At 58.8% G+C, this 14,429-nt stretch carries 13 protein-coding genes and 1 tRNA gene; 6 read left to right on the top strand and 8 right to left on the bottom strand.

Annotated features, from left to right (window positions below):
• Positions 1-98: 98 nt before the first annotated feature.
• Together WMO66_RS02770 and WMO66_RS02765 are read right to left on the bottom strand one after the other, a co-directional pair.
• A complete protein-coding gene (locus WMO66_RS02770; protein WP_349134884.1) occupies positions 99-2,294 on the bottom strand; it encodes a Tex family protein in 2,196 nt (731 codons plus the stop codon).
• A gap of 758 nt (positions 2,295-3,052) precedes the next feature.
• Positions 3,053-3,691 (bottom strand): helix-turn-helix domain-containing protein, encoded by a 639-nt coding sequence (locus WMO66_RS02765; protein ID WP_349134883.1) that lies wholly within the window; start codon positions 3,689-3,691, stop codon positions 3,053-3,055.
• A 217-nt stretch (positions 3,692-3,908) separates the two neighbouring features.
• Between WMO66_RS02765 and WMO66_RS02760 the strand changes: the two genes are divergently transcribed.
• Positions 3,909-4,481: a hypothetical protein gene (locus tag WMO66_RS02760; RefSeq protein ID WP_349134882.1), complete on the top strand. Its 573-nt coding sequence runs from the start codon at positions 3,909-3,911 to the stop codon at positions 4,479-4,481.
• An 87-nt stretch (positions 4,482-4,568) separates the two neighbouring features.
• A complete protein-coding gene (locus WMO66_RS02755; RefSeq protein ID WP_349134881.1) occupies positions 4,569-5,453 on the top strand; it encodes a DegV family protein in 885 nt (294 codons plus the stop codon).
• A gap of 145 nt (positions 5,454-5,598) precedes the next feature.
• On the opposite strand, the gene rny is transcribed toward WMO66_RS02755, so the two are convergent.
• Complete coding sequence (rny, locus tag WMO66_RS02750) at positions 5,599-7,077, bottom strand: ribonuclease Y (protein WP_435387781.1); 1,479 nt, start codon at positions 7,075-7,077, stop codon at positions 5,599-5,601.
• 347 nt (positions 7,078-7,424) lie between these two features.
• Between rny and WMO66_RS02745 the strand changes: the two genes are divergently transcribed.
• From WMO66_RS02745 to WMO66_RS02735, 3 genes are all read left to right on the top strand, one after another.
• Positions 7,425-7,509: transfer RNA gene (locus WMO66_RS02745), tRNA-Leu, on the top strand.
• Positions 7,510-7,557: 48 nt separating this feature from the next.
• Entirely contained in the window at positions 7,558-9,273 is a 1,716-nt protein-coding gene (locus WMO66_RS02740) for a M3 family oligoendopeptidase (protein WP_349134879.1), read from the top strand.
• 207 nt (positions 9,274-9,480) lie between these two features.
• Positions 9,481-9,693, top strand: a complete 213-nt coding sequence (locus tag WMO66_RS02735; protein ID WP_349134878.1) for a hypothetical protein — start codon at positions 9,481-9,483, stop codon at positions 9,691-9,693.
• Between the two features lie 128 nt (positions 9,694-9,821).
• On the opposite strand, the gene WMO66_RS14470 is transcribed toward WMO66_RS02735, so the two are convergent.
• From WMO66_RS14470 to WMO66_RS02715, 5 genes are all read right to left on the bottom strand, one after another.
• Positions 9,822-10,022 carry an SDR family oxidoreductase gene (locus WMO66_RS14470; protein ID WP_353963938.1) on the bottom strand — a complete coding sequence of 67 codons (201 nt, stop codon included), beginning with the start codon at positions 10,020-10,022 and terminating at the stop codon, positions 9,822-9,824.
• Positions 9,934-10,482, bottom strand: coding sequence for an SDR family NAD(P)-dependent oxidoreductase (locus tag WMO66_RS02730; RefSeq protein ID WP_349134877.1), 549 nt, complete (start codon positions 10,480-10,482; stop codon positions 9,934-9,936). Before WMO66_RS02730 ends, WMO66_RS14470 begins: the two co-directional genes overlap by 89 nt.
• A 96-nt stretch (positions 10,483-10,578) precedes the next feature.
• The gene (locus WMO66_RS02725; protein ID WP_349134876.1) at positions 10,579-11,340 is read right to left on the bottom strand and encodes an SDR family NAD(P)-dependent oxidoreductase; all 762 of its coding nucleotides are present in this window, start codon (positions 11,338-11,340) and stop codon (positions 10,579-10,581) included.
• Positions 11,341-11,350: 10 nt separating this feature from the next.
• Entirely contained in the window at positions 11,351-12,340 is a 990-nt protein-coding gene (locus WMO66_RS02720; protein ID WP_349134875.1) for a glycine cleavage T C-terminal barrel domain-containing protein, read from the bottom strand.
• Between the two features lie 14 nt (positions 12,341-12,354).
• Positions 12,355-13,575, bottom strand: coding sequence for a hypothetical protein (locus WMO66_RS02715; RefSeq protein ID WP_349134874.1), 1,221 nt, complete (start codon positions 13,573-13,575; stop codon positions 12,355-12,357).
• 288 nt (positions 13,576-13,863) lie between these two features.
• Between WMO66_RS02715 and WMO66_RS02710 the strand changes: the two genes are divergently transcribed.
• Positions 13,864-14,429: hypothetical protein (locus tag WMO66_RS02710; protein ID WP_435387780.1), on the top strand; the 566-nt coding region annotated here is incomplete at its 3' end.

The following is a 14,429-nucleotide window of genomic DNA, read 5'->3' as shown; positions in this document are numbered from 1 at the left end:
TACCCCTTTTGAACCGTCTAAATTTTTGCCGCTCCTCCGCATTTCGGGCTTGACTTTTAATAGTTAGTCTTTCACACTTTCCTTCCCTCCGAAACTTATTACCGGGCAGTTTTCTGACAGTCCGGGCCGGCTTCGCCGTCCCCCGGCACGCCGCGCATGGTCAGACTGATGCGCTTGCGCTTCTCATCGACCTCCAGCACGGCAACACGCACGACATCGCCGACGGACACGGCCTCGGACGGGTGCTTGATGAATTTGTTGCAGACCTGCGAGATGTGAACAAGGCCGTCCTGGTGGACGCCGATGTCTACGAACACGCCAAAGTCAATGACATTGCGCACGGTCCCCGTGAGCACCATACCGGGCTTCAGGTCCTTCAGCTCCAGAACGTCCGTGCGGAGCGCAGGCTGCGGCAGTTCATCGCGCGGGTCACGGCCGGGCTTGCACAGCTCGCGGACAATGTCGCGCATCGTCGGCAGACCGATGCCGCAGGCCTCTGCGGCGCGCGCAGGGCCGTAGGCCTCCAGCCGTGCGGGCAGCTCGGTCAGCGCGCCGACGTCCGCAAGACGATAGCCGCACAGGCCCAGCAGCGTCTCTGCCGCGGCATAGGACTCCGGATGCACGCCGGTGTGATCGAGCACCTGCGGGCTTTCCGGCACGCGCAGGAAGCCTGCCGCCTGCTCATAGGCCTTCTGGCCGAGCTTCGGCACCTTCAATACCTGCCGCCGCGCCGTAAAGGCCCCGTGCTCCTCGCGATAGGCGACGATGTTTTTTGCCGTCGTGGCGTTCAGACCGGCCACGCGCCGCAGCAGGGAGGGGGAGGCCGTGTTTAGATCGACGCCGACGGCGTTGACGCAGTCCTCCACCACGCCGGAGAGCGCCTCGTCGAGCTGCTTTTCCGGCACGTCGTGCTGATACTGACCGACGCCGATGGCCTTCGGGTCGATCTTGACCAGCTCGGCCAGCGGGTCCTGCAGCCGCCGCGCGATGGAGACCGCGCTGCGCAGGTTGACGTCGTACTGCGGAAATTCCTCCGCCGCCAGCGACGAGGCGGAATAGACGGAGGCGCCCGCCTCCGAGACGATCATATAGGCCGCGCCGTGCTTCTGCCGCAGCAGCTCGCAGACCATGGCCTCCGTCTCGCGCGAGGCCGTGCCGTTGCCGAGGGCGATGTGCGTCACCTCATACCGATCCATGAGCCGCCGGAGCGTTTCGATCGCTTCGGCGCGTTTTGCTTTGGAGAACGTGGGGTAGACGACGGCGGTGTCCAGCACCTTGCCCGTCGGGTCAACGACGGCGACCTTGCAGCCGTGGCTGTAGCCTGGGTCGAGGCCCATAGTCACATGGCCGCGCACGGGCGGCTGCATGAGCAGCGGCCGGAGATTCAGAGCAAAATTGCGGATGGCTCCCTCGTTGGCCCACTCCGTGAGCGCGGCGCGCAGCTCGCGCTCCATGCTGGGCGCGATGAGGCGGTCATACGCGTCCTCACAGGCGGCGCGCAGGAAGGCGGCTGCGCCGCCGCCCGGTACGAGCACGCAGCGGCGCACGCAGATAAGGGCCTGATCGCGGTCCATTTCCAGCGTGACCTTCAGAAAGCCCTCGCGTTCACCGCGGTTCACGGCGAGAATCTGATGGCCCTGCAGCCTGGACACCGGCTGGCGGAAGTCATAATAGAGCTGATAGACGGAGGTCTCCTCCTCCTTTCCCTTCGCGGCCTGCGTGCGCAGAACGGACTGACGCTGCATCAGGCTGCGGAGAGCTTTGCGCACGGCAGCATCATCGGAGACGGTCTCCGCCACGATGTCGGACGCACCGGCCAGCGCGTCCTCCGGCGTCTCCACGCCGCGCGCCGGGTCTGCGAATCCGGCGGCAAGCGTGAGCGGATCGGGCAGATCGCGGGCCTGCCCCAAAAGCTGCTCAGCCAGCGGCGCAAGGCCGCGCTCCCGGGCGATGGTTGCGCGCGTGCGGCGCTTCGGCTTATAGGGCCGGTATAGGTCCTCCAGCTCCGAGAGCGTTACTGCGGCCTGTAGGGCGGCGTCCAGCTCGTCCGTCAGCTTCTCCTGCGCGGCGATGGAGCGGCGGATCTCCTCACGGCGCTGGGCCAGATTGCGCAGATACTGCAGGCGCTCTGCCAGTGTGCGCAGCGTCGTGTCATCCATTGCGCCGTGCTGCTCCTTGCGGTAGCGGGCAATGAAGGGGATGGTGTTCCCCTCGTCAAGCAGGCGGACGACCGCCCCCACATGCTGCGGCTTCTGCCCCAACTCAGCTGCCAGCAGCCGGATCATATCTTCCATTGCGATCTCCTCCGTGTGTTCGGATACGGCGGCCGTGCCAACATGGCCCAGCCGCCTGTTTTTCTGTATTGTACCATGTTTTCCGAAAAAAGAAAAGGAAAACGAGAACCCCGCCGGAGCAGCCGGTGGGGTTCGGTGAATCGCAGGCCTCCCGCCGCCGCGGCAGAATTGCAAAATAATGCTGCAATGTTTTGTTTTGCAATTCTGAAAGCCCAAAGGGATTTTTTCAACAAAATGGGGGCTGCTCCAAAAGAAGCAGCCCCGCGGAAGAGACAGATAAAACAAGATGTTCGACAATACCAATACTTCACTTCAAATTATTAGGAGATGCTAGAAAGGAGAATAAGATAGTAAGAAAAAAATACCCATACTCGCGGTTAACTCTTGCCTGACCAAATAACGAAAGAAAGAAGAAAAGATGAAAACGAACGTGGACTGAGCCGCGGGGATCCCAGAGTGCAGCCCATAGCCTCTGCAGGACAGGCCTGCTCACAAAGACGGCTGCGCACACCGCTCTGTGCGGGACAGGAGAACGAACGAGCGGGACCGGTCAATGGCGAACCATGCAGCGCTGCGGCGGCCGCCGCGCTGCTCCGACTATGTTCAGAGGAGATCTTCTCCTCTCTGGTGCCAGTTTACCACGTTGTGCAAAAAAGTGCAAGCATGTTACGCCTAAAAATTCATGGAGAATTCAACAAATTATAGAAAGAAAAATTGGCAATATCGACAAAACAGGGAGAAAATGGAATTTTCAGCGCTCAAGCTACGGAATCGTCGGACGATTTCTGCATTTTCTTGCGCTTTTCGCGCCATTCACGCCAGCGCGTCTGCGCGCGCAGGGTGTACAGCAGGATCAGAAGGACCTCGAGCACGGCGCAGATGACGTAGACAAGAAACAGCCGGTTCCCGTGCGCCGTGAGGTGCAGGCTCAGACCGGCGCCCCAGATGATAAGCGAGCAGGCGAAGATCTGCGAGAGCTGGTTGCTCCAGAGCGCGCAGAAAACCTGCGCCACGATTCCGGAGATGGGGATGCCGTAGATGAACAGCAGCCAGGCATACCGGTCGCAGATCGAGAAGATCTGCGCGCCGCAGAATAACACCGTCATCACGAGCCAGACAAGGCCGACGGACAGCAGCGAGATGAGCAGGTGGCGCGTGCGCGTTTTGGCGACCTTCTCTTCGCGCAGCAGGTCCTGCACGGTGATGCCGTAGAGCGAGGCGATATGGGAGAGGATGAAGATGTCCGGCGTGCCGTCGCCGCGCTCCCACTTGGAGACGGACTTATCGGAGTAGCTGAGCTTTTCCGCAAGACCGGCCTGCGTGTCGCCGTTCAGCTTGCGGTAATAGGCAATGTTTTCGGCGATGAGCTGCCGCAGCTTTTCATCGGATTCATTCATGGGCGTTTGTCCTTTCTGTTGGTGGGGAATGCCCGCAAACCCTTGCAAATCAAGGACTCTACTCACAGTAGAACCTCATTCTCGGGCTGATGGAGTCGCTCTCCAGACTGCGGAGAGGGACGGCTCACGCCGGTAGCGTGACATACGGGGCGGGGCATGGTACGATGAGTCCAGCAGCCGGGGCGGCCCGGCGAATGACTCACGGGGAGGCTTCATCATGAAACAGAAATTTGCACAGGCGGTCCGTATCCTGACAACGCCGCCGGTTTTTTCCGCACTGATGTGCACGCTGCTCTATGTGCTCGTGCCTGGCTCGTTTGCTTCGCTGGGACATTACCTGCTTGCGATCGTGTGCCTGTCGCTGCTGCCGGTGCTGGCCTATCCGGTGTCCTATCTCATCCCGGCGCTTCGCAGAGGCGGCAGAAAGACACAGCGCAATCTGGCACTGGTGTTCTCCGTGCTCGGCTATCTGATCGGCTTTCTTGCTGCCGTTCTGGACGGAGGCGCAGCGATGGAAAAGGTCGTTTTCGGAACGTATCTCATCTCCGGCGCAACGCTTGCCGTGTGCACGCTGCTGCATTTCAAGGCCAGCGGCCATACCTGCGGCTGCTCCGGCCCGATCGCCGCGCTGTCGATCTTTATCAATCCGTGGTTTCTGGTCGGCTATGTGCTCCTGACGCCGATCATCTGGTCGAGCATCCGGCTCAAGCGTCACACGGCGCTGCAGCTTCTTGCGGGCTGCGTCATCCCGGTGCTGGCTATGCTGATCTGCCGGGCGCAATTCCTGTAAACAGGGAATCCCAACGCACGGGCAGCACGTCCGTCCGTGCGGATTTTTATGCAACTGCAAAATCAACACACAGAGAGGACCCACACCATGCCGTACATGTTAAGCTGTGATTCCACGACGGATCTGACGCTTGCGCAATACGCCGCGCTCGATCTGCATTATGTTTCGCTCCATTTTCTGCTGGACGGGAAGGAATATCCTGACGACTATGGCCAGAGTCTGCCGATGAAGACGTTTTTCGACGCCATGGCAGCCGGGGCCACGACGGGGACGTCGCAGGTCACGACCGGGGAATTCGAGCTGTATTTCCGGCAGTTTCTGGAGCAGGGGAGCGACATCCTGCATGTTTCGCTCTCGTCCGGCCTGTCGGGCTGCTATCATTCCGCCTGCGCCGCGCGGGACATGCTGCTGGAGGAATTCCCGGAGCGGAAAATCATCGTTGTCGACTCGCTCTGCGGCTCGGGCGGCGCTGCTATCCTGATGCTCGAAGCAGCGCGTCAGCGCGATGCGGGCCGGACCATGGAGGAGACCGCCGCCTGGATCGAAGCGCGCAGGCTCCATGTGCACCACTGGCTCTTCACGCCGGAGCTGGCATATTTTGTGCGCGGCGGCCGGGTCAGCGCTGCGGCGGGCTGGATCGGCACGCTCCTGCGTCTGTGCCCCGTGATCGAGGCAAACTGCGAGGGCAAGCTGATCCCGCGGGAGAAAATTCGCGGCAAGCAGCGCGCCTTGCGCGTTCTTGTGGAGAAAATGGTCAGCTATGCCGAGGGCGGCATGGCCTATGACGGCCCCTGCCATATCTCTCATGCGGACAATCTTGCGGACGCCGAACAGCTGGCAGGCATGATCGAAGAGAAATTCCCGCAGCTGCGCGGGAGAATCGTGATCAATACCGTCGGTACGACGCTCGGCAGCCACTGCGGGCCGGGCATGGTTGCCCTTTTCTTCTATGGCACGGAGCGCGGCCGTTGAGCAGGCTGACAATTCTCCAATATTAATATTATAGCAGAACACCGGCGGATTGCCAAGCCCGAAAACGGCGGCAGTCCGCCGGTTGGCTGTATCAGGACATAAAAACACCGGGCACGGAAAATCCGTGCCCGGCAGGCGGTTGACCTTATTTGGCGTATTCGACGACCTTCGTCTCGCGGATGACGTTGACCTTGATCTGGCCGGGATATTCCAGCTCAGACTCGATCTTCTTCGTCAGCTCACGGGCGAGGATGATCATGTTGTCCTCGGAGACATCCTCGGGCTTGACCATGATACGGACCTCGCGCCCGGCCTGAATGGCGTAGGACTTCTCGACACCGGGGTAAGTGCCGGTCAGTTCCTCGAGCTTTTCCAGACGGCGGATATAATTCTCCACGTTCTCGCGGCGTGCGCCGGGACGAGCGGCCGAGATGGCATCGGCCGCCTGCACGAGGCAGGCAATGACGGTGCGCGGCTCGACGTCGTTGTGGTGCGCCTCGATGGCGTGGATGACATCGGGCGATTCGTTGTACTTGCGGGCCAGCTCAACGCCGAGCTGGACGTGGCTGCCTTCCATCTCGTGGTCGACAGACTTGCCGAGGTCATGCAGCAGGCCGGCGCGCTTGGCCAGCGCAACGTCCACGCCGAGCTCGCTTGCGAGCAGACCGGCGATGTGGGCGACCTCGATGGAGTGGTTCAGAACGTTCTGACCATAGGACGTGCGGTACTTCTGGCGGCCGAGCAGCTTGATGAGCTCGGGGTGGAGGTTGTTGATGCCGGTCTCAAACGTGGCGCGTTCGCCCTCCTGCTTGATGACGCGGTCGACCTCCTTGCGGGCCTTCTCTACGAGATCCTCGATACGGGTCGGGTGAATGCGGCCGTCGGCGATCAGCTTCTCGAGCGCGAGACGCGCGACCTCGCGGCGCACAGGATCGAAGCATGAGACGGTGATGGCCTCCGGCGTGTCGTCGATGATGAGATCGACGCCGGTGATGGCCTCGAGCGTGCGGATGTTGCGGCCCTCGCGGCCGATGATGCGGCCCTTCATCTCATCGTTCGGCAGAGCGACGACGGAGACAGTCGTTTCGGCGGCGTGGTCGGCGGCGCAGCGCTGGATGGCGATGGAGATGATCTCGCGGGCGAGCTGATCGGCGTTGTCCTTGAGGTTCGTCTCGATCTCCTTGATCTTGAGCGCGGCGTCATGCTTGCATTCGTTTTCGAGATTCTTCAGCAGGTGGTTCTTAGCCTCCTCCTGCGTCAGGCCGGAGAGCTTTTCCAGCGTTTCGAGCTGGCTCTTCTTGATCATTTCGACCTCGTCCTGCGTGGCGGCAATATTTGCCTGACGGCGGCGGAGATCGTCTTCCTTGCGTTCGAAGGCGTCGAGCTTCTTGTCGAGAGACTCTTCCTTCTGCTGGAGGCGGCGCTCCTGCTTCTGCAGGTCGGCGCGGCGCTCCTTGACTTCCTTTTCGTATTCGGTTCTGGATTTATGAATTTCCTCTTTCGCTTCCACGAGCATCTCGCGCTTCTTATTCTCGCCGCCCTTGATGGCTTCGTTGATGATACGCGTTGCTTCGGTTTCTGCGCTTCCGATCTCACGCTCCGCGACTTTCTTGCGATAGAGCATGCCGATCAGAAAGAAGATAAATGCTACAATCAGCAGTCCTGCGACGAGCAGGACGTAACCATACCATTCCATTGCCGGAATACACCTCCTGTTCTTCAAATTGGGTGCGTGTGTCACGAAAAAGTAATGCTTCCTCCGGCTACCCCAATGCACAGAGCAAACAAACAAATCCACTGTTTATTGTACCGTTTCACTTCGCGAAAGTCAAGCAATTATGCAGGGAAAATTGTTTCCCTACAGGAAAACTTGTGCAAAGCATACAAGGCGTTGACAACTTGCAGCCGGAATGATAGAATTGTAATGAGTTGGAAGCGGAACTCATTCTCCGTTTTCAATTTGATCGATACGCGGGTATGATGGAATTGGCAGACATGCAGGATTTAGGTTCCTGTGCAGAGATGCGTTGGGGTTCAAGTCCCCATACCCGCACCACGACAAGCCACTTTATTCTATAAAAATATGAGGAGAAACCGGAACGCCATGGACAATTTCAGATTTTCGACCCTGGAATATAAGCGCCCCGATCTGGATGCATACCGCGCAAAGCTCAAGGATTGGAAAGCTGCGATCGAACACGCGGAGAGCTACGAGGCTCTGCGCACGCTGCTTCTTGAGATGGACCGCGAAAACTGCGAGCTGTCCACGCAGTATTCCATCGCGAACATCCGCCATACGCTGAACACCCGTGATGAATTCTATGAAACGGAGGTCGCCTATCTTGACGACACGCTGCCGACCCTCGGCGGCGAGGAGGTCGCGCTGAGCGAGGCCATCGCGTCCAGCCCTTTCCGCCCGGACATTGAGAAGGAATTCGGCAAGCAGTATTTTGTCTCCATGGATCTGCAGAAGAAGCTGTTCTGCGAGGCCAACATCCCGCTGCGCCAGCAGGAGAGCCGCCTGACCAACGAGTATCAGAAGATCATGGCCACGGCGGAGATCCCCTTCGACGGCAAGACGCTGAACCTCTACGGCGTGCAGAAGTATTTCGAGCACCCCGACCGCGCCATGCGCGCCGCTGCCGTCAGGGCCTACGCCAAATTCTACGAGGACAACGAGCCGCGTCTGGAGGAGATCTGGGACGAGCTGATCCGCATCCGCAACCAGATGGGCAAGAACCTCGGCTATGAGAACTACATCCCCGTCGGCTATCTCGAGCAGAGCCGCACGGATTACGGCGAAAAGGAGGTCGCGTCTTTCCGCGAGCAGGTGCGCATGTTCCTCGTGCCGCTGTGCCAAAAGCTCTATGACGCGCAGGCAAAGCGCCTCGGCATCGACCATGTTATGTGGTACGACGAGAAAATGGTCTTCCCGGACGGAAACGCCGAGCCCGCGGGTGACGATGCCTTCATGGTGAAGACTGCCCAGAAGATGTATCACGAGATCAGCCCGGAGACGGGCGAGTTCATCGATTTCATGATCGACCATGAGCTGATGGATCTGCAGAACAAGCCGGGCAAGGCATCCACCGGTTACATGACGAGCCTGCCCAGCCTGAAGGCTCCCTTTGTCTTCTCCTGCTTCAACCACACGATCTTTGATATGCAGGTGCTGACCCACGAGCTTGGCCACGCCTTTGCCGGCTATATGGCCATGCGCAGCCAGCCCATCTCGGACTACTACAGCGAGTCGACCGACATTGCCGAAATTCACTCCATGTCCATGGAGCAGTTTGCCTATCCCTATGCCGAGTGGTTCTTCGGCGATCAGGCGGACAAGTTCCGCTTCGCCCACCTGCAGGAGGCGCTGACCTTCGTGCCCTTCGGCGTGGCCGTGGACGAGTTCCAGCATATCTGCTATGCCCATCCGGAGCTGACGCCGAAGGAGCGGACCTACCAGTGGCATCTGCTGGAGGAGAAGTACATGCCGTGGCGCAAGTATGAGAGCGATCCCTTCCTGGAGCGCGGTGGCTACTGGTACCACAAGCTGCACATCTATCTCTACCCCTTCTATTACATCAACTACACGCTCACGACCATGGGGGCGATGGAGTTCAAGAAGAAGTACGCCGAGGATAAGGCCGCCGCATGGCAGGACTACCTCAAGCTCTGCAAGACCGGCGGCAGCCGCAGCTATCTCGAGACGCTGCGGTACGCCAATCTGGCCAATCCGTTCGATGCCGGCTCCGTCGAGCGCGCCTGCGGCTACGCGGAGGAGCTCCTGATCAAGCAGATCGCGGAGCAGGAACAGAAAGCGTAAAAGCCTATAATAACGATCAAGCTCCCCTTGAGGCCTGCCTTGAGGGGAGCTTTTGCATGCAGAAAAACTGCGAGTCCGAAGAAGCGTGAGCCGCCCCACAATTTGAACGGATAACACTGCAGATTCTCCTGCAGTTTGCAGGATTTCCTTTTTGACCGCGATTCTGTACAATATTACCAGAGAATCAAAGAAAAGGAGGCTATTCTTATGGCATTTTCTCTCGACAGTAAGGTAAAGGACATCCTGAAGAACCCGGCGGCGGCAGCGGTGCTGGACAAATACAGCCCCGATGCTTCCAGAAATCCGCAGATGAAGCTCGTCGGCGGTCTGACGCTGCGCAAGCTTGCCAGCTTCCCGCAGTCTGCATTTCTGAAGCCCCATCTGGAGGAGCTGGACAAGGAGCTCCAGGCTATCGAATGATTTCGCAGCTGACAAACTGATTTCTACGATTCATCCCTTCAAAATGGGCGGCTTCCCCGATCGGAGAGCCGCCCATTTCATGTCCATTTTTATTTCGCTATTCTGAAAGCACTTGGCGAAAAAGTTGACTAAATTTGTGGAACAAAGATCCCGGCGTTCTGGCCGCCATCGGCGAGGATATCCACGCCGTTGACATACCCGGCTCCGGACGAGCAGAGGAAAGCGGTCAGCGCACCCATTTCACAGGGATGGCCCCAGCGTCCGGCCGGAATCAGCTCCAGCTGATTTTCTGCAGTTTCCGGTTGATTGTCGATGAGCTTCTGATGCATGGGCGTGAGATAACAGCCGGTCATAGAAGTTCGGCTCATTCCATGCCTCAAACGCATCCGTCCACTCGTCCGTCTGCGGCATGGTATAGGCAGCGACAGAGGCAAAATTGATCATCACGCCGTCCCCGGCCAGAACCGGATAAAACGCCTCAACCATATTGACTGCGCCAACTGCGTTGATTTTGATGATATTTTCCGTCCCTGTATCGCTCGGCGACACACCGGAGGTGTGGATGATCTGCTTCACGCTGCCCAGCGATGCAGCATAGTCTGCCAGTGCCTGCACCTGTGCGCGATCTGCAATGTCAGTTTTGCAAAGATCGCTCTCCACACCAAGCTCGTCCAGCTCCGCTTTTGCCGTTTCCAGCTTTGCAGGATTACGGCCTGCCAGCACGATCGCAGAAGTCTTTCCAAGCTCCTTGCAGATCGCCTTGCCCATGCCGCCATGGCCGCCTGTCACGACCGTTATGGCCTTTTTATGTAAGTTCCTCCCTGATTTCAAGATGACACAGGCGGCTCTGTACGGGCCGCCTGTGCTGTTATGTTGCTTGGATGCTCAGAAGCAGGTCCAGCCGCCGTCGCATTTCAGCTCTTCGCCGTTGACGTAGCGGGACTGATCGCTGGCCAGAAACAGAATCGCGTCCGCCAGATCCTCCGGCATGGCAAGCTCACCGGAGAAGTCCAGCAGCTTGCTCGTCCGGCTGAAGCCGAACTCGTCGGAGGGCGGCATGACCAGTGGGATATCGGTCACGACGCCGCCGGGAGAGACCGCGTTGCAGCGGATGCCCTCCTCCATGTACATGAACGCCGTGTTCTTCGTCGCCGCCAGCACCGCGCCCTTGCTGGCGCAGTAGGCTGCGCCGGAGGTCTGGTGCGTTGCGCCGACAGAGCAGATATTGACGATCACGCCGCCTTCACCCTGTGCAAGATACTGCCGGCATTCCTCACGCATTCCGTACATGAGGCCAAAGGTGTTGATGCGGAACGTCTCATGGAGCATTTCATCCGACAGATCGGCAATGGCGGTGTTGTCGTCCATGATACCGGCGTCGTTGACGGCAACGTCCAGCTTTCCAAACGTCTCGACTGCCTTTTTGACCATGCCTACAGCTGTTTCCGGGTCGCCGACGTCGCCCGCGTACCAGACAAGTTCGCCGGGCAAGTCTTTGCATTCCTCCGCCAGCTCCTTGAGCCGCTCCTCGCGGCGGGCGACCGCCACGACCTTCGCGCCCTCGCGGCAAAACAGCTCCGCCGTGGCGCGCCCGATCCCGGCGGAAGCGCCGGTCACGATGCAGACTTTACCATCTAATCTTCCCATAATGTCCTCCTCAGCAGAAAACCTTGTTTACGACAACAGCGGGCGAATCGTTGCAGCCGACGGTCAGCTCCGCGCCGTCGGGCACGTCCGCGCGGACGGTGGCAAAGCCGATGTTCTTATCGACCGTATAGCCGTAGATGGTCTGCGCGCAGCGGCCGACCTCGACGCCGTACCAGTACACACGCTCCCAAATGGAGATATCCTCGGTGGATTCGCGGGAGAATTCCAGACCGACCATACGGTATTTCGGGTGCTCTTTCCGTGCCAGCGCCGCTTCCTTGCCGATAAAATCCTTGTCGGCGGCGACCGCCCAGCCAAGGCCGCATTCATACGGGCTCAGGTGCTTGAAATCCTGCTTGAGCGCGAAGCCCTTTTCCATCGGGATAGAGCGGACGTAGACCTCGAGCGTCTGCAGCTCGCGGCCGCCGACAGACTCGACGGCTTTGAGCGCCAGGTCGTGAACTTCCGCGCTCTTGTCGAATGCGGAGTAGATCTCATAGCCGTTTTCGCCGGTGAAGCCGGAGCGGTGGATATAAACGGGGATATCGCCGAGCTTCCGCTCACAGATGCCGAAGCGCTTGAGATCGTCGACCGGCGCGTCCAGCATGGCGTTCATCGCCTTGAGGCTGTCCGGGCCCTGCACGGCGTACATATCCCAGTCGTAGGTGATGATCTTCGCGTGAATATCAGCCTCTCCCTTGTGCTGCTCGATCCACGGCAGCAGGCGCGGGCCGTAGAGGTCGGAGACCCAATACAGGCCGTCCGCCATGTGCATGACGATCACGTCGTCGATGATCTCGCCGGTTTCGTCCAGCGAGGCGGTGTATTTCGAGCGCCCGACGGCGACCTTGGAAATGTCGCTGATATAGATTTTTTGCAGGACTTCTAAGGCGTCCTTGCCGGTGATCTCCACCAGATCATGCGTCCAGCGGTAGAAGCCTACACCCTTGCGGATGGCCTCGGCGTCGGCGCGCGCGACTGTATCTTCTCTGAATAACATCGTTCGGCACCTCCTTACAGCATCCGCAGGTCTTCCTTGCGGATGACCTTGATATACATATCTTCCTCGTCGCGGTCTTCAATGACGCAGGACCATTCCGGGCTGACCAGCGTCTTGGCCGCACCGTTCCACTGCGCCTCGTAGGCGTCGACCAGCTCGTCGAGCGGCGCCATCTCATAGCGGGCTGTGAAGTCCTCGCTCTTGACCTTGATCCACGTTTCGTCCTTCGTCCAGCGCACCATCTCATACGGTACCTGCTGCACGTCGAGCATATAGCGGATATATCCGCCGAGGATCCGGCCGTCGTTCTCGTCCATCTCGTGCGGCACGCCGAGGTAGCTGCGCAGACCCTCTTTGGCGAACGGATCGATAAACTGGTTCTTGCCTGCTGTTGCAAAGACGATGCGGAACACGCGCAGGAATTCATCTTCATCGGGGGCCATATCCTTAATGGCCATCATCGGGAACTGGATAGACCAGACCCAGCCCATCTGCGCGACCCAGTGGTACGCTTTTTCGAGCGACGTTTCCTCGCCGAAGTTCTGCGTGTACTGACCGTTGCGCAGGCACTGGCCTTCCTTGACCATGCGCTCGCGCGGGGTGTCGTGGATGGGGTCGACGGGCTGCTGCATGTGGTCGAGCCATCCCTGCTTGGGAAGGCCGTACACGTCGCGGCGCTCCGCCACGACGCGGCAGTGCTTGTTGCCGCAGCCTCGGGCCTGACACATGTTGAGCGCGACCTCGTTTTCCGTGCCGTTGGAGGACGCGAGGTCAAAGTTTGCCGTGAACATACTGGTTGTCATGTTGCACAGCTCACTGCCGACGATGTCCCATGGGCAGGTATCGAGCTCCTTTTCCACGCGGTTGCGCGTGAACTGTACGACACGGCCTGCCATGTTTTCCCATTCGTCGCCGGAGTCACCGGTGATGCCGCCGAGCCAGCTCGATTTCTCGCACAGCTCCGGGATGTTGAACGCCTCATAGAGCGAAGCGTTGACGTAGTCCTTCTGTTCCTCCGGTGTGCCCGCGACCGCCATGTTCATCATGTTGGCGATGTCACAGATGGCTTCCGTGCGCTTTTCCCAGCTCGGCTCGAAGATGCGCATGACCTGAAACAGATTGGCGGTCATGGCCGCGATCTGCCGGTTGAGCTGCCGGTAGGCTTCTTCTTCCGTAATGAGCTTGCCCCATGCGGTCGGGAAGCATTTCCGCTGCTCCAGTTTTTCTTTTAGCATGGTATTCCTCCTGTCTCTTTTTCTGTATTGCCGCTCTTATTATAAAAAATAGACAGTGCGGCGAAAATGCTGCAAACTGCGCGTTTTTTTCTGCTCTGCACCGTACAGTTTGTACGCCGACAAATCATACAATTTGTATGGTTTGTTTTTGTGCAAAACAGAAAATATAGCAAAAAGTATGAATACGGAACCATACAAATGATATGGTCTTCCATTGACAGCCGCTTCCGGACGGCATATAATAAAAACCGAAAACGGGAGTGAAAAGTGATCGGAGGGGAACATCCCATGAAACTGTGCGCGGGTATTCTCTATTGGGGGCTGAAGGAGGAGCTGAAGACGGTCGAGCTGCATGGCGCGGGCAGTCAGGAGCTGACACTGAGCCGGCCGGAATTTTACCTTGACCGGACAAAAACGTTTGAGAGGAACCGCGTCTACGTTTGCTCGGCCGATCATCTGCCGACACGTCCGTCGCTCAGTGCAAACGTGTGCCTCGTCTGTCTGGGGCAGCACTGGAACCTGAATGGGTTCTATGACCGGTGCAGTGTGATTGTGGTCGAAGCAGATACGGACATTTTTCGCGTGTTCAATCTGGTGCAGCACATTTTTGACCGGTATGAGGCATGGGAGGAACGGCTGTGGCATATCCTTCGCCACGGCGCAAGCCTGCCGCAAATGCTGGAGGTCAGTCGGGGAATCTTTGAAAACCCCATGCTGCTCATTGGCTCAGACTTCCGGTATCTTGCCGTGACGGACGAGGAATACTTTCAGAAGGATCTCGGCATCCGGCTGGATACCGAGACATTTGACGCAGAGAAGATGGCAACCTTTTTATCTCTGCACGACCTTTCCAC

Source organism: Faecousia intestinalis, assembly GCF_040096185.1.
In the GTDB taxonomy this organism is placed as follows: Bacteria; Bacillota; Clostridia; order Oscillospirales; family Oscillospiraceae; genus JAZOXB01.
The sequence above is the reverse complement of the archived record's forward strand: the minus strand, read 5'-3'. Positions and strand labels throughout refer to the sequence as shown.

Excerpts from the sequence above, each read along its gene's own strand:
- WMO66_RS02770 (WP_349134884.1), bottom strand. The coding sequence starts at position 2,294 with ATGGAAGATATGATCCGGCTGCTGGCAGCTGAGTTGGGGCAGAAGCCG.
- WMO66_RS02765 (WP_349134883.1), bottom strand. The coding sequence starts at position 3,691 with ATGAATGAATCCGATGAAAAGCTGCGGCAGCTCATCGCCGAAAACATT.
- WMO66_RS02760 (WP_349134882.1), top strand. The coding sequence starts at position 3,909 with ATGAAACAGAAATTTGCACAGGCGGTCCGTATCCTGACAACGCCGCCG.
- WMO66_RS02755 (WP_349134881.1), top strand. The coding sequence starts at position 4,569 with ATGCCGTACATGTTAAGCTGTGATTCCACGACGGATCTGACGCTTGCG.
- rny (WP_435387781.1), bottom strand. The coding sequence starts at position 7,077 with ATGCTCTATCGCAAGAAAGTCGCGGAGCGTGAGATCGGAAGCGCAGAA.
- WMO66_RS02740 (WP_349134879.1), top strand. The coding sequence starts at position 7,558 with ATGGACAATTTCAGATTTTCGACCCTGGAATATAAGCGCCCCGATCTG.
- WMO66_RS02735 (WP_349134878.1), top strand. The coding sequence starts at position 9,481 with ATGGCATTTTCTCTCGACAGTAAGGTAAAGGACATCCTGAAGAACCCG.
- WMO66_RS14470 (WP_353963938.1), bottom strand. The coding sequence starts at position 10,022 with ATGCATCAGAAGCTCATCGACAATCAACCGGAAACTGCAGAAAATCAG.
- WMO66_RS02725 (WP_349134876.1), bottom strand. The coding sequence starts at position 11,340 with ATGGGAAGATTAGATGGTAAAGTCTGCATCGTGACCGGCGCTTCCGCC.
- WMO66_RS02720 (WP_349134875.1), bottom strand. The coding sequence starts at position 12,340 with ATGTTATTCAGAGAAGATACAGTCGCGCGCGCCGACGCCGAGGCCATC.
- WMO66_RS02715 (WP_349134874.1), bottom strand. The coding sequence starts at position 13,575 with ATGCTAAAAGAAAAACTGGAGCAGCGGAAATGCTTCCCGACCGCATGG.